The sequence below is a fragment of the Actinomadura syzygii genome (assembly GCF_008085905.1).
GTDB lineage: Bacteria > Actinomycetota > Actinomycetes > Streptosporangiales > Streptosporangiaceae > Spirillospora > Spirillospora syzygii.
On the sequence record NZ_VSFF01000001.1, the window covers coordinates 470,213 to 483,989 of the forward strand.

The 13,777-nt window shown below is 71.5% G+C and carries 11 protein-coding genes; 3 read left to right on the forward strand and 8 right to left on the reverse strand.

What is annotated here, in order from left to right:
* Window positions 1-68: 68 nt before the first annotated feature.
* Complete coding sequence (locus tag FXF65_RS02360; RefSeq protein WP_148347989.1) at window positions 69-1,136, forward strand: LacI family DNA-binding transcriptional regulator; 1,068 nt, start codon at window positions 69-71, stop codon at window positions 1,134-1,136.
* Between the two features lie 3 nt (window positions 1,137-1,139).
* Here FXF65_RS02360 and FXF65_RS02365 read toward each other — a convergent pair whose 3' ends face one another.
* The 7 genes from FXF65_RS02365 to FXF65_RS02395 form a co-directional block, all read right to left on the reverse strand.
* Entirely contained in the window at window positions 1,140-2,054 is a 915-nt protein-coding gene (locus tag FXF65_RS02365) for a LysR family transcriptional regulator (RefSeq protein WP_187412039.1), read from the reverse strand.
* Between the two features lie 2 nt (window positions 2,055-2,056).
* The gene (locus FXF65_RS02370; RefSeq protein WP_222868328.1) at window positions 2,057-2,980 is read right to left on the reverse strand and encodes a LysR family transcriptional regulator; all 924 of its coding nucleotides are present in this window, start codon (window positions 2,978-2,980) and stop codon (window positions 2,057-2,059) included.
* A gap of 156 nt (window positions 2,981-3,136) precedes the next feature.
* Window positions 3,137-4,309 (reverse strand): S8 family peptidase, encoded by a 1,173-nt coding sequence (locus FXF65_RS02375; RefSeq protein WP_148347993.1) that lies wholly within the window; start codon window positions 4,307-4,309, stop codon window positions 3,137-3,139.
* A gap of 119 nt (window positions 4,310-4,428) precedes the next feature.
* Complete coding sequence (locus FXF65_RS02380; RefSeq protein WP_148347994.1) at window positions 4,429-4,902, reverse strand: thioredoxin family protein; 474 nt, start codon at window positions 4,900-4,902, stop codon at window positions 4,429-4,431.
* 54 nt (window positions 4,903-4,956) lie between these two features.
* Window positions 4,957-5,310: a rhodanese-like domain-containing protein gene (locus FXF65_RS02385; protein WP_148347995.1), complete on the reverse strand. Its 354-nt coding sequence runs from the start codon at window positions 5,308-5,310 to the stop codon at window positions 4,957-4,959.
* 1 nt (window position 5,311) lies between these two features.
* Window positions 5,312-6,718: a purine-cytosine permease family protein gene (locus tag FXF65_RS02390; protein ID WP_148347996.1), complete on the reverse strand. Its 1,407-nt coding sequence runs from the start codon at window positions 6,716-6,718 to the stop codon at window positions 5,312-5,314.
* A gap of 17 nt (window positions 6,719-6,735) precedes the next feature.
* A complete protein-coding gene (locus FXF65_RS02395) occupies window positions 6,736-7,497 on the reverse strand; it encodes a tRNA-dependent cyclodipeptide synthase (RefSeq protein WP_148347997.1) in 762 nt (253 codons plus the stop codon).
* A gap of 257 nt (window positions 7,498-7,754) precedes the next feature.
* Here FXF65_RS02395 and trxB point away from each other — a divergent pair, with 257 nt between their 5' ends.
* Window positions 7,755-8,675: a thioredoxin-disulfide reductase gene (gene trxB, locus FXF65_RS02400; RefSeq protein WP_246198303.1), complete on the forward strand. Its 921-nt coding sequence runs from the start codon at window positions 7,755-7,757 to the stop codon at window positions 8,673-8,675.
* A 40-nt stretch (window positions 8,676-8,715) separates the two neighbouring features.
* Here trxB and FXF65_RS02405 read toward each other — a convergent pair whose 3' ends face one another.
* Window positions 8,716-9,690, reverse strand: a complete 975-nt coding sequence (locus tag FXF65_RS02405; RefSeq protein WP_187412041.1) for a LysR family transcriptional regulator — start codon at window positions 9,688-9,690, stop codon at window positions 8,716-8,718.
* 264 nt (window positions 9,691-9,954) lie between these two features.
* Here FXF65_RS02405 and FXF65_RS02410 point away from each other — a divergent pair, with 264 nt between their 5' ends.
* Window positions 9,955-13,653 carry a M28 family peptidase gene (locus FXF65_RS02410; protein ID WP_148348000.1) on the forward strand — a complete coding sequence of 1,233 codons (3,699 nt, stop codon included), beginning with the start codon at window positions 9,955-9,957 and terminating at the stop codon, window positions 13,651-13,653.
* Window positions 13,654-13,777 lie beyond the last annotated feature (124 nt).

Consider the following 13,777-nt stretch of genomic DNA (forward strand, 5'->3'; position numbering starts at 1 on the left):
TCACCGCGCGCCGATTGGGTATGGCATGATTGCCCCGACATTGGGATCGATTGCAGAATCGGAGCACGATGAGCGTCACCCTGAAGGACGTGGCGGCCGCGGCCGGCGTGTCCCGCAGCACCGCCTCCCGGGCGCTGAGCGGGTCGTCCCTGATCGCGCCCGAGACCCGCGCCCTCGTCGAGGACGCCGCGCGCCGGCTCGGCTACCAGCCGAACCGCGCCGCGAGCGCGCTCCGCTCCCGGCAGTCGCACCTGATCGGGCTCGTCGTCGGCAACCTCGTGAACGCGTCGTTCCACACGATCGCCGAGGTCGTGCAGCGCCGCGCCGCCGCCGAGGACTACCAGATGATGCTGTCCATCACCGACGCCGACCCGCGCCGCGAGGAGAACATCCTCCGCACGCTCGGCGAGCACGGCGTGGACGGCGTCATCCTCATCGGCACCGGCTCGAACGCCGCCGCGTCCAACGCGCTGCTCGGCTCCGGGACGGCGGTCGTCAACCTCATCCGGGGCGCGGCGGAGAGCGCGGCGCCGACCGTCCTCGCCTCCGACCGGGACGGCGCGCAGGAGGCCACCCGGTACCTGCTCGGCCTCGGGCACCGGCACATCGGCTACATCGGCGGCCCCGCCGACACGAACTCCGGGCAGGAGCGCTTCGCGGGCTACGAGCTGGCGCTGCGCGAGCGCGGCCTGCCGGTGGACGAGCGGCTCGTCGAGCGCGGCCCGTTCGAGCCGTCCTTCGGGTCCGAGGCGGCCGAGCGGCTGCTGCGCCGCGCGCCGGAGATCACCGCGCTGTTCGCCGCCAACCACGAGGCCGTGTTCGGGGTGCTGCCCGCGCTCGTCGCGGCGGGCGTCCGCGTCCCGGACGACATCTCGCTCGTCTGCTACGAGGACATCAGCTGGCTCCGCTGGTGGCACCCGCCCGTCACCGTCGTCGACAACGGGGCCCGCGAGCTGGGCGAACTCGCCATGGATCTGCTGCTCCAGCAGCTCGAACGGGGTCGGGGCGGCGTGCCGGGCGCGCGGACGGGCCGCACCTACCGCGTCGGCGCGCAGCTCCTCCAGCGCGCCTCGTGCGCCCCGCCCCGCGACCGGGGCGGACTCGACGAACGGCCCGAGCCCGTCCAGACGGGCTGACGTCTAGGCGCCGGTCTCGACCGAGGCGGCGTGCAGCGTCCGGACGGACGACACCAGCCGCGCCCCCGGCTCGTCGCCGAGCGGACCGTCTGGCAGCCAGGCCAGCAGCAGGACGGCGTTCAGCGGCGTGTCCCGGAGCGGGACGTGCGCCATCCGGGCCTCCTTCACCTCCGGCCAGTAGGTGAACGTGACCGCGCCGAGCGCGTGCCCGAGCGCGACCGCCGCGGACGCGCTGTTGGCGTAGCTCACCCGCGGCCGGATCCCCGCCGCCGCGCACGCGGTGTGGAAGTGCCCGGTCAGCGGCTGGCACTCCGGGTAGGCGAGGACGACGTGCTCGTCCCCGAGGTCCGCGAGCCCGGCCGCCGGACGGCCCGCGAGCGGGTGCGTGTCCGGCACGCACAGGTACGGGTGCTGCGCGGCGATCTCCTCGTGCCGCACCGGCTCCGGCGGCTCCGGGTCCAGTTCGGGGAAGTGCCGGAACAGCGCGACGTCGATCTCGCCGTTGCCGATGAGCTGGACGAGCCGCTGCCCGGACTCGTCCACGAGCAGCGACATGGGCGCGATGCCGAGGTCCTCCACGCAGCGGACGAACGACGTCAGCGTCGGCGCGGGCACGGCGCCGAGCCGCACCGGCGACCTCCCGCCGTCCGCGGCGAGGCAGCGGCGGACGTCGGTGAACATGCGGCTCACGGCGGGCAGGACGGTGTCGGCGTGTTCGAGCAGGATCGACCCGGCCGTGGTGAGCGTGATCCCGGACGGCCGCCGGTGCAGCACCGGCAACCCGACCGCGCGCTCCATCCGTTGCAGGGCGCGGCTGACCCCGCTCTGGCTCATGCCGAGTTCCTCGGCCGCGCGGTTGATGCTGCCCGTCTCGGCGACCCTGTGCAGGATGCGCAACTGCTGGAGTTCGATGTCCATCGTCACCCGCCCGCCGTGCGCGGACCCGCGTCGATCCTCGCCTTGTGCGCCTCCCGCAGCGCGCGGGCGAAATGCGGGACCTGCCGCGCCCAGAGTCCGTCCGGCCGGTACATGAGGCAGTGCCGCGACACCCACGGCAGTCCCGCGATCGGACGGCGGACCGTGCCCGGCGCGGACGGCCGCCACCCCTGCGTCAGCAGCACGCTCCCGTCATGCCGGACGACGTCCTCGTGCGGCCCGTGCAGCGGCAGATGATGGACGATCTCCGGGGTGAACCCGAACGGGCGGCACACGCGGTGCAGGAAGGCGATGCACCCGTCCGACCCGGAGATCGCGATCCACCGCTCGTCCCGCAACTCGGGGACGGTGACGGCGGGCCGCCTGGCCAGCGGATGGTCGCCGCGCAGCAGGATGTGCGGCCGCTCGTCGACGATGTGCTGGACGGCGAGCCCGCCCGGACGGCAGCCCGGCATGACGGTCTGCTCGTTCACCAGCGCCACGTCGATCTCGCCGGTGAGCAGCCAGTCCGTCACCTGGCGGATCGAGTCGCCGACGGTGACCTCGATCGCGGTGCCGGGGAAGCGGCGGCGCAGCTCGTCCAGGAGCAGGTCGGCGAGGCAGCTCGCCGTCCAGCCGAGCCGGATCGTGCCGGTCTGCCGGTCCCGGTGCCGGGCGAGGTCGTCGTGGATGGCGGCGCAGTCGTCGAGGATCGCGGCGGCGTGGTGCAGGACGACCCGGCCGAGCGCGGTCGGGCGGACGCCGCCCGGGTGCCGGTCGAACAGCGAGCCGCCGAACAGGTCCTCCAGCCGCCGCAACTGGCGGCTCAGCGCGGGTTGCGGCAGCTGGAGCTGTTCGGCCGCCCGGTTCAGGCTGCCCGCCGCGGACACGGCCCGCAGGGTTCTGAGGTGATGCAGTTCCAACTGCATGTCCGCTCCCAAGGGGGGATCGGGACGGGCGCAGGGGAGCACGGCGCGGATCCGGCCGGGCTCGCTCTCCGGCCCCACCGGTCGCTTGGTCGCGAGCATTTTGGCACATATCCCCGGCGCGGTAACGGAACGGTGCGGTGACAGGACGATGCGGCCTCAACCGGCCTGGAGGAGCAGGTTCGGCGTGCCCTCGCCCGGGTCCTGGACCTTCTCCTTCGCCGCCTTCTCCCTGAGCGCCTTGTCGAGTTCCTCGGGCTTCGTGTCCGGGTGCGCGGAGAGGTACATCGCGGCGACCCCCGCGGCGTGCGCCGCCGCCATCGACGTGCCGCTCGCCTTGGTGTAGGAGACGTCGCAGGTCGCGCTCGCGGTGACGATCCCGTCGCCGGGCGCGAACAGGTGGACGCACGTGCCGTGGTTCGCCGTCGGGAGCCGCCGGTCGGACCGGTCGGTGGCGGACGCGGTGATCGCGGTCGTCTGGCGTCCTGGAGTGGTCATGCAGCCGTCCGTGCCGTCGTTCCCGGCCGCCGCCGTGTACGCGAGGCCCTTCTCCGTCATGCCGTAGAGGGCCAGGTCGAGCACCGATTCGGACGGTCCGGAGAAGCTGAGGTTGAGCAGCGCGGGACGCTGCGCGTGCGCGTCCACCCAGTCGACGGCCGTCATGATCTGCTCGCCCGTCCCGGCGCCGTCGCAGCCGAGCGCCCGCACCGACTCGATCCGGACGCCCTTGGCCACGCCGGTGAGCCGTCCGCCGATGGTCGCGGCGACCTGCGTGCCGTGCCCGTTGCAGTCCGCGCCGCTTCGGTTGGCGGGGTCGATGGCGTCGAAGGCGGCGCGGGCGCGTCCGCCGAACTCGCGGTGGCTCGTCCTGACCCCCGTGTCCAGGACGTACACCCGCACGTTCGCGGCGTCGCCCGGATACCGGTAGACGCGGTCGAGCGGCGGATCGGGCTGGTCGATGCGATCGAGACCCCACGACGGCGGGTTGGTCTGCGTCCCCGCCACGCGAAACGTCTTGTCGGCGGTGATGGACTCGATGCGATTGTCGGACAGGTACGCCATGTACTCGTCCATGGTGAGGTCGGCGGAGAACCCCTGGATGGCGGAGTAGTACGTGCGTCGCAGCCGTCCGCCGTACTTCCCGGTCATCTCCTTCGCGGTAGCGGTCACCTGCGCCGGATCGGCGGGGACGCCGCGCAGCCAGACGATGTAGACCTTGGTGTCGTCCTGCCGGACGGCGGGCGGGGACGCCGCCGCTTCACCTGCCTGGACGAGCGGGAGGGCGAGCGCGGCGGCGAGGAGCGCGGCCGTCCTCCAGTGCTTTCCGTTCATGGCCTTTCGTTCTCCTTCGGGAGCGTGCCGGGGCTCGGGGGGCGCCGAGCCCCGGCACGGGGGTGGGGGTGGGTCCGATCGGGTGCCCGGCGCAGGCGGGGCCCGCCGGGAGTCCCGGATCAGTACGTGCGGACGACGTTCGTCAGCCAGGCGCGCAGCGCCTCCGGCGACGACGGGTCGAAGCCGACGAACCGGCTGCCGTACTCGGCGCTCTTCCGGACGCTGACGAGCGCCGGAATCCCCCGCACGCCGTACTTGCTGGTCAGGTTCTTGTTCTGGTCGACGTCCACGCGGGCCCAGACCCAGGACCCGTTGTCCGCGTCGTGGTACTTCTGCAGGTACGGCTTCTGCACCTGGCACCAGTGGCACCAGGTGGCGGTGAAGTCCAGCACGACGGGCTTCGTGTTGGACATCTCCATGACCTGCTGGTAGTTCGCCGACGTGACGTCGACGATCGTCTCGTCCGCGAACGAGACGGACGAGGCCGACGCGGGACCGGGGACGGGAGCGGCGACGGCGGGCGCGGCGAGGCCGGTGGCGAGCGCACCGGCCAGGGACAGCGTCCCGGTGAGGAGGGCGATCGTGCGTTTCACGGTGGTACTTCCTTCCATGGGGTGCGGGCGATCCGGGCCCGGCGGCCCGGACGATCAGGTGCCGGACGATTCGGTGGGCAGCCCGGCGGCGACCCAGTCCTCGATCCCCTCGCGGTACTTGCGGACGTCCCGGTAGCCGAGTTCGAGCAGCCGCGCGCCGACCAGCCCGCTGTTGCGGCACGGGACGTTCGCGCAGTACACGACGACCGGCACGGACTTGTCGGGCAGGACGCGGGGCGCGTGCTCGTCGGTGGACTCGGCGGCCCGCCCGTAGGGGAAGCCGGGGATGTTGCGGGCGCCGGGAAGGTGCTCCTTCTCGTAGTAGGCGGGCGGCATCGTGTCGACGACGACGACCGTCCCGGCGTCCATCTCGGCGGCGAGGCGCTCTCGGGTGATCAGGGGCAGCACGTCAGGTTCCCTTCGGTGTCGCGGCGGTGACATGGGCGGACGCCTCGCCGCCGCCACGCCCGAACCGCCCGAGACGGCGCCGCCCGAACCGCCCGGCACGGAACCGCGCGACGGGGACGCAGCCGAGGACGGTCTGCACGGTGAAGGCGACGGCGACCGAGGTGAGGGCGGCGCTGCCGAGTCCGGCGACGGCGGCGGCCGTGCCCGCCGCCCAGCTGACCAGGGCGCGCGGCGCCCAGTCGGGCGGGTCGGGCGGCGGCGTGCCGGCGCGGCGGGCGTCCTGGAGCACCGGCCGGCACGCGCGTACGAGGTGGTATTCGGCGATGACGATCCCGGCGACGGGCGGGGCGAGCATCCCGACCGCGGTGAGGAACCCGGCGAAGGCGTGCACGATCCCGGCCGCGGACAGCAGCGTCCCGAGCGCGCCGAGCGCGACCGTCACCGGGACGCGGCCGACCCGCCGCCCGGTGAGCACGTGGACCGCGTTGACCAGGCCGAGCGAGGACGAGTACAGGTTCCAGTCGTTGATCTTCAAGATCGCGGTGGCGAGGACCAGCGTCCCGAGCACCCCGGACGACGAGGTGACGATGCCGACGACGTCGTCGGTGCGGGCGGCGTGCGCGAGCAGCACGCCGATCAGCCCGATCGCGTACTCGCCGAGCGTCACCGACAGCAGCGTCTGCTTCACGACGTCGGAGGGCCGCCGGTTGAACCGGGTCATGTCCGGCGTCATGATCGCGCCGAGCACGAACGCGCCGGAGACGAGCGTGACGCCCGCGCCGAGCGACAGCGGCGGCCCCGGCGGCTCCGCCGCGACCAGTTCGGACAGCGGGTGGCTGCGCAGCGCGTCCACGATGGAGACGAGCGCGAGCGCCAGGAACGCCGGGACGGTCAGGTACCCGACCCACGCCATCGTGCGGAACCCGTAGGTGGTGACGGCGGTGATGGCGGCGCCGCCGAGCAGGGCCCACTGCCATTCGGACGACCACGGGGCGAGGTCGTGCATGCCCTGCGCGAACACGCCGTTCTGGACGCCGAACCAGCCCGCCAGGCTGATCGCGACGAGCATCCCGACGAGCGCGGAGCCGCGCCGTCCGAACCCGGCCCAGCGCGCGAGGACGGACGTCGACAGCCCCTCCCGCACGCCCGCTATACCGAGCAGGATCGTGATCGTCTCCAGCAGGACGGAGCCGACGGTGATGGCGAGGACGGCGTCCCGGAACGTCATGCCGTAGCCGAGAATCGCGCCGACCATGAACTGCTGGAATGACGAGACCTGGCCGAATCGCTGCACCGCGACGGAAATCCACGAACGGCGCGCGGATTCCGGAACACGGACGAGGGAGTAGTCGTCGTGCCCGACCGTCCGGGCATGCGACGTGGGATCAAGCGCGGGGTGGGAGTTCACGATCTTTCCTCCGGCCCCTAGCCGACTTTTCCGAGCCGGGAAAGTGCTCTATCGTCCTGGCGCTCAGCCCCCGACTCAGCCCCCGACTCAGGCGCCGCCCCGGGACGCGCGTCGCGGACGACGAGGAATCCCTGCCCGTCCCGGGGCGTCCACTCCAGCTCGCGGTTGAAGAACCTTTCGAGAAACCGCACCCGCTGGTGGTAGGCGAACAGCGAGTTGGCCGCGCCGACGATGTACCCCGATCCGGCGAACAGCGGTAGCTCGGCCAGGAAATAGCGGACGCCGAGCCGGAGTTCCTCCGCCGTCGCGGGACGGCCGTCCGGGAGCTTGCCGTCCAGAACCCAGCGGGTCGCCTCCAGGCATGCGTCCCGGAACTCCCGGTTGCCCAGGAAGAGAATGTTCGCCTTGTCCAGAAGCACCTGGTAGCGGGGGTTCGCGTTGAGCCGCACCATGCTCAGCACGTGGTCGTCCGGATCCGGGACCGACAGCGCCACCAGCGCCGACCGGATCTTGTTGTGCGTGTACCGGGCCTGCCGGTGCGCCTTCTGCCGGGCCCGCGCCGGCGGGTACCCGAGCGCCTCGAACGTGTACGCGGTGATCTCGTCCGGGACGAAGAAGTGGAAATCGGCGAACTCGGCCGCCGCCCACCGGGCGAGGCTCGCCAGCCGTTCCGCGCTGAAATAGCTGTTAAAGGGGCTGACCCCGATGCACACGTGATCGTTATGCCGCAGCACGTTCGCGCATTCGCCGGACAGCGGTTCGATCTCATACGCCGCCATGACACCCTCCGTTCGTTATCGCGGTTCGGAAGGAGTGTGGGCGGCGGCACATCCGGCCGCTAATGCCATCGGGGTATACCGCGCCTGCATAACCCCGGGAAGAACGGGAGCCGATCCGTACGCTGGCGGCGGCCGGGCCCCGGAACGGCGGCCGCGCCACGTAATAGCCCCCGCCAATAGCTTCACTAAATAAACCCTGCTTGACGCTTCTCCCCACCGCTCCCGAAACGAGGTACAGCGTGCGAACAGATCGCGATGTGCGAAATCTGATCATCATCGGGTCCGGCCCGGCCGGGTACACGGCGGCGGTCTACGCCGCCCGCGCGGACCTGGCCCCGCTGGTGATCGAGGGCGCCGCGTTCGGCGGTGCGCTGATGACCACGACCGAGGTGGAGAACTTCCCCGGCTTCCCGGTCGGCGTCCTCGGCCCCGACCTCATGGACGCCATGCGCAAGCAGGCCGCGCGGTTCGGCGCGGACCTGGTGTGCGACGACGCCGTCCACGCCGAGCTGGGCGGCGACGTCAAGCGGGTGTGCGCGGGCGACGTCGAGTACCGGGCCCGCGCGGTGATCCTCGCGACCGGCTCGGCGTGGCGGCCGCTCGGCGTCCCCGGCGAGCAGCGGCTCCTCGGCCGCGGCGTCTCGTCCTGCGCGACCTGCGACGGCTTCTTCTTCAAGGGGCGGCACGTCGCGGTGGTCGGCGGCGGCGACTCCGCGATGGAGGAGGCGACGTTCCTGACCCGGTACGCGGAGAGCGTCACGATCGTGCACCGGCGGGACGAGTTCCGCGCGAGCCGGATCATGGCGGAGCGGGCGCTCGCCGACCCGAAGATCGCGGTGCGCTGGAACACGGTCGTGACGGGCGTGGAGGGCGCCGACCACGTCACCGCTGTGTCCGTCCGGGACGCGCGCACCGAGGCGACCGGCACCCTGGACGTCACCGGCCTGTTCGTCGCCATCGGCCACGACCCGCGCAGCGAGCTGTTCGCGGGCCAGGTGGACGTCGACGCGCAGGGCTACGTCCGCACGCAGTCCCCGAGCAGCCGGACGAACCTCCCCGGCGTCTTCGCCTGCGGCGACCTGGTCGACCACACCTACCGCCAGGCCGTCACCGCCGCCGGAACGGGCTGCGTGGCCGCCCTGGACGCCGAACGCCACCTGGCCGACCTGGGCATCTGAACCCGCGCGGGAACACCGCGCAGGAACAGCGCGCGGGAGATCAGTCGCAGGGGACCTCGAGCAGCCGCGGCCGGGAGTCCGGGTTGTCGGCGAGCCAGGGCAGCGTCATGCCGTTGCGCTGCACCACCGGCCGGTACAGCTCGTGGTAGGTCCGGTGCAGGATGTCGATCTCGCTGGTCGGGACGTTGGACGTCCGCCAGCGCAGCACCCGGTACGCGTCGGTGGCATGCCCCTCCAGCGCGACGATCGTGATCCCGTCGCCGGGCAGCCAGGTCGGGGACGCGAGCGTGATCGCGAACCCGGCCGCGACGAACCCGACCATGCTGGTGAAGTCGGTGTCGGCGTACCGGAAGCGCGGCGTGAAACCGGCGGCCTCGCAGGCGGCGCGGAGCATCGCGGTGCCGCCGTCGTCGCCGCCCTGCGGCGGGATCCAGGTCTCCTCGGCGAGGTCGGTCATCGACACCCGGCCGCGGCGGGCCAGCCGGTGCGACGACGCTAGCGCTATCCCGCACGGCTCGACCGTGATCACCCGCTCCGTCGTGCCCGGCGGGCACGGCGGCGCGTGGTGGTCGGCGACGCGTCCCATGAACACGACGTCGACCAGGTCATTGGCCAGCAACTGCGTCAGCACGGCGCCCGAATAGTCGAGGCTCGTCGTCACCTCGCGGTGCGGCAGTCCGGTCTCCAGGCTGCGCAGCCATTCCCCGAGAAGAATGTGCGGATGGGTGCCGAGGCGGATGCCCGACCGGGACCCGCCGCCCGGCAGCGTCGCCAGCAGATCGTCCATATCGGCGAGGAGTCCGCGCGCCCTTGCGAGAACATGCCGACCCAGCGGAGTTGGCGTGATTCCGCCAGCTCCGCGCACGAACAAGGGCCCGCCGAACGCCTTCTCGATCCGCCGCAACTGGTTGCTCAGCGTCGGCTGTGACACGCCCAGACTGGCCGCCGCGCGGGTGATGCTGCCCATCTCGGCCAACTGGGTGAGAACTCGTAAATGCCGCAGTTCAACCTGCATAGCGGTGAAGCTATGCCGAAGTGGAAGGGGCCGCAACCGATTCGCAGATGTCACTCTCATCTTCGCAAGGCGCGACAAACCGTCCGCCCGCCCCGGTGCCCGCCCCCCGTTTATCCGCATTTCACCTCCCAATTCGGGAGCCGGCTCGCTCTCGTCCGGCCCGTGTGACCGCGGGTTCCCGTCCGCCGGTGGCGGTCGTCGTGCCTGCGGCCGCCCCGTCCCCCCGCGGAGCGGCCTCCCCCGTGTCGATGGAGGCATGCGGCAGTGAAACGCAAACCAATTCTGGCGGTCCTTGTGGCCGCCGCTCTCGTGGTGGCCGGCCTGGTGCCGGTGGCCCTGAGAGCGCTCCCGAACGCGAAGGGCGCGACGCCCGATCCGAAGACGGCCGCCGTGGCGTCCGCCGAGCGCGTCGTCGCGGGACGGGTCGCCGAACTTCACCCGAGCAAGTTCGACGGCTACGTCCGCACGCAGGTCACCGGAACCCCCTGGGGCCTGAACTACGTCGCGTACGAGCGGACGTACCGCGGGCTCCCCGTGGTCGGCGGCGACTTCGTGGTCGCCACCGACGACAAGGGCCAGGTGCGGAACCTGTCGGTCGCGCAGAAGCGCGCGCTCGACCTTCGCGGCGTCACCCCCAAGGTCGGCAAGGCGGCCGCCCTGCGCACCTCGCGCGCGGCGCTGACCAAGCCCGACAAGAAGGCGCTCCAGCCGCGCCTCGTCGTGCACGCGCTGGCCAAGCCGCGCCTCGCCTGGGAGACCACGGTCTCCGGCCGGGACGGCAAGCAGCCCAGCCTGAAGAAGGTGTACGTCGACGCGCTGACCGGCAAGCGGTTCGCCGAGCAGGAGCTCATCTACGCGGGCACCGGCACCGGCATCTGGGAAGGGTCCAACCTCAACATCGGAACGACCCAATCCGGCAGCCAGTACACGATGCGGGACCCGCAGCGGTCCGGCATCACCTGCGCCGACCTCAGCACCAACCAGGTCTTCTCCGGCCCGGACGACGTCTGGGGCAGCACGTCCAAGACGAGCAAGGAAGCCGGCTGCGTCGACGTCATGTACGCCTCGGCCGGTGAATGGGACCTGCTGAAGAGCTTCGGGCGCAACGGCCTGAACGGCAGCGGCCAGTGGTACCCGGCGCTCGTCGGGCTCGACGAGGTCAACGCCTACTGGAACGGCTCCAACGCCCGCTTCGGCCACAACAACTCCGGCCAGTGGATCACCGCGACGGACGTGGTGGCGCACGAGTTCGGCCACGGCCTGGACAACTTCACCCCCGGCGGCATCTCCGGCGGCGGGACCCAGGAGTTCGTCGGCGACGTCTGGGGCGCGGCCACCGAGGCGTTCCTCAACAACCCGACGGACAAGCCCGACTACACCGTCGGCGAGATGATCAACCTGACCGGGTCGGGACCGATCCGGAACATGTACCAGCCGTCGCTGGTCAACAACGACCCGAACTGCTACTCCAGCTCCGTCCCGAACATGGAGGTGCACAAGGCGGCGGGACCGGGCAACCACTGGTTCTACCTGCTCGCCGAGGGCAACAACCCGGGCGGCGGGAAGCCGACCAGCCCGATCTGCTCGGGCGGTCCCTCCTCGGTGACCGGCATCGGCATCATGAACGCCGCGAAGATCTTCTACAACGCGATGGCGATGAAGACCTCCGGCACCAACTACGGCCGGTACCGGGTCCTGACGCTGTCCGCGGCGAAGAACCTCGACCCGTCCTGCAACTGGTACAACAAGGTCAAGGACGCCTGGAACGCCGTCACCCTCGGCGCGCAGTCCGGCGAGCCGACCTGCACGCCGTCCGGGAGCGACTTCTCCCTCTCGGTGTCGCCGAACTCCGGTTCGGTGAAGCCGGGCGCGTCGGTGCAGGCCACGGTCAACACGACCGTCGCGAGCGGCACCTCGGAGGCGGTCGACCTGACCGCCACCGTGTCCCCCGCGAACAGCGGCCTGACCGCGACGTTCAGCCCGTCGACGGTGAACTCGGGCAGCACGTCCGCGCTCACCATCGCGGCGAGCGACGCGGCCAAGACCGGACCGTTCACGGTCACCGTGACCGGTAAGGGACGCACCAACACGCACACCGCGACGTACAACCTCACCGTCGAGGGCGGCGGGAACCCGGGCACGGGCAACCCGCCGGACGTCAACGTGGAGAACGTGAAGGCGCACCTGCAGCAGTTGCAGAACATCGCCACGCAGAACGGCGGCACCCGTTACGCCACCAGCGGCGGTTACACGGCGTCGGTGTCCTACATCGAGCAGAAGCTGCAGGCGGCCGGGTTCACCGTGTCGCGGCAGACCTGCGCGTCCGGCTGCACGGCGGGCGCGGGCCCGAACCTGATCGCCGACTGGCCGGGCGGCAACGCCAACAACGTCTACATGTTCGGCGCCCACCTGGACAGCGTCCGGGCCGGACCCGGCGTCAACGACAACGGCAGCGGCTCGGCCGCGCTGCTGGAGACCGCGCTGACCCTGGCGCAGTCGAAGCCGTCGATGCTGAACCACGTCCGGTTCGGCTGGTGGACGGACGAGGAGCAGGGCCTCAAGGGCTCGACCTACTACGTCAACCAGCTTCCGAGCACCGAGCGGTCGAAGATCAAGGGCTACTTCAACTTCGACATGGTCGGCAGCCCGAACCCGGGCTACTTCATCGCCGGCGTCAACTCGGCGCTGTCGGCCAACCTGAAGGGCTACTTCGACTCGATCAACATCGTGCCGGACGAGATGTCCGAGTGCTGCAGCGACGACGGGCCGTTCCGCAACGCCGGAATCCAGACGTCGTTCCTGTCCACCGGCGCCGACGCGGTGAAGACCACCACGCAGGCGCAGAAGTGGGGCGGCACCGCCGGGCAGTCGTTCGACCGGTGCTACCACCAGTCCTGCGACTCCTACCCGAGCAACATCAACACCACCGGGCTCGACCGGAGCGCCGACGCCATCGCGTGGGCGCTGTGGAAGACGTCGGTGAACAGCACGCCCACGGACGACTTCTCGCTCACCGCTGATCCGTCGTCCGCGAGCGTCCAACCGGGGCAGTCGGCCACGGCCACCGTCAGCACGGCGGTGACCGCGGGCGCCGCCCAGCCGGTCGACCTGACGGCGACGGTGTCGCCGGGCGGGCCGAAGGTGACCTTCAACCCGGCCTCGATCCAGGCCGGCGGCAGGTCCACGATGACGGTCGCCACCACGTCGGACACCCCGGCGGGCGACTACAACGTGACGGTCACGGGCACCGGGAAGTCCGCTTCGCACACCGTCTCCTTCACCCTGTCGGTGAAGGGCGCGGGGACCGACGACTTCTCGGTTTCGGTGGACCCGTCCACCAGCACCGTGGAGGCCGGGAAGCCGGTGACGGCGACAGTCCGCACCACCCTGACCGGTGGGTCGGCGCAGCAGGTCGCGCTGTCGGCGACCGTGTCCCCCAGCGGGCCGACGGCGACCGTCGACCCGGGCTCGGTGCAGACCGGCGGCTCGGCGACGCTGAACGTGGCCACCACCAGCAGCACGCCTGAGGGCAGCTACACGGTGACGGTCACGGGCAAGGGCTCGGTCACGCGGACGGCGACGTTCACCCTCTCGGTGACGAAGCCGACCAACGGCCGGACCGCCAGCAGCGACACCCAGTACCCGCTCGACGACTACACCTGGACGGTCAGCCCGCTCCAGGCGAACGTGTCGGGTCAGGCGGCCTACCAGGTGACGCTGTCGATCGACGTCGACCACACCTGCATGGAGGACCTCGGCGTCTGGCTGGTCTCCCCGGCCGGTCAGACCTACCAGGTCAAGCGGCAGGGCTCCGGTCAGTACGAGTGCACGGCGTGGAACGGCCCGAAGACGTTCTACGTCCCGGGCGTCAGTTCCCAGGCGTCCGGCACCTGGCAGTTGTACTTCTACGACTACGGCCCAGGTGACACCGGAACGCTCAACGGCTGGAGCGTGACCCTCTGACGAGGGTGACCCGCTAGCCACACCGGACGTGTCCGGCCCGGCCTCCCTCCCCTTCCGGGGGGTGGACGCCGGGGCCGGGCCGGGCACGCCCTCTCTCTCCCAGACCTCCGGGCTGACGTTCCCC

What these genes read in the sequence shown, in the direction of transcription:
- FXF65_RS02360 (WP_148347989.1), top strand. Translation starts at nt 69, where the DNA reads ATGAGCGTCACCCTGAAGGACGTGGCGGCCGCGGCCGGCGTGTCCCGC.
- FXF65_RS02395 (WP_148347997.1), bottom strand. Translation starts at nt 7,497, where the DNA reads ATGGCGGCGTATGAGATCGAACCGCTGTCCGGCGAATGCGCGAACGTG.
- FXF65_RS02405 (WP_187412041.1), bottom strand. Translation starts at nt 9,690, where the DNA reads ATGCAGGTTGAACTGCGGCATTTACGAGTTCTCACCCAGTTGGCCGAG.
- FXF65_RS02375 (WP_148347993.1), bottom strand. Translation starts at nt 4,309, where the DNA reads ATGAACGGAAAGCACTGGAGGACGGCCGCGCTCCTCGCCGCCGCGCTC.
- FXF65_RS02370 (WP_222868328.1), bottom strand. Translation starts at nt 2,980, where the DNA reads ATGCAGTTGGAACTGCATCACCTCAGAACCCTGCGGGCCGTGTCCGCG.
- FXF65_RS02365 (WP_187412039.1), bottom strand. Translation starts at nt 2,054, where the DNA reads ATGGACATCGAACTCCAGCAGTTGCGCATCCTGCACAGGGTCGCCGAG.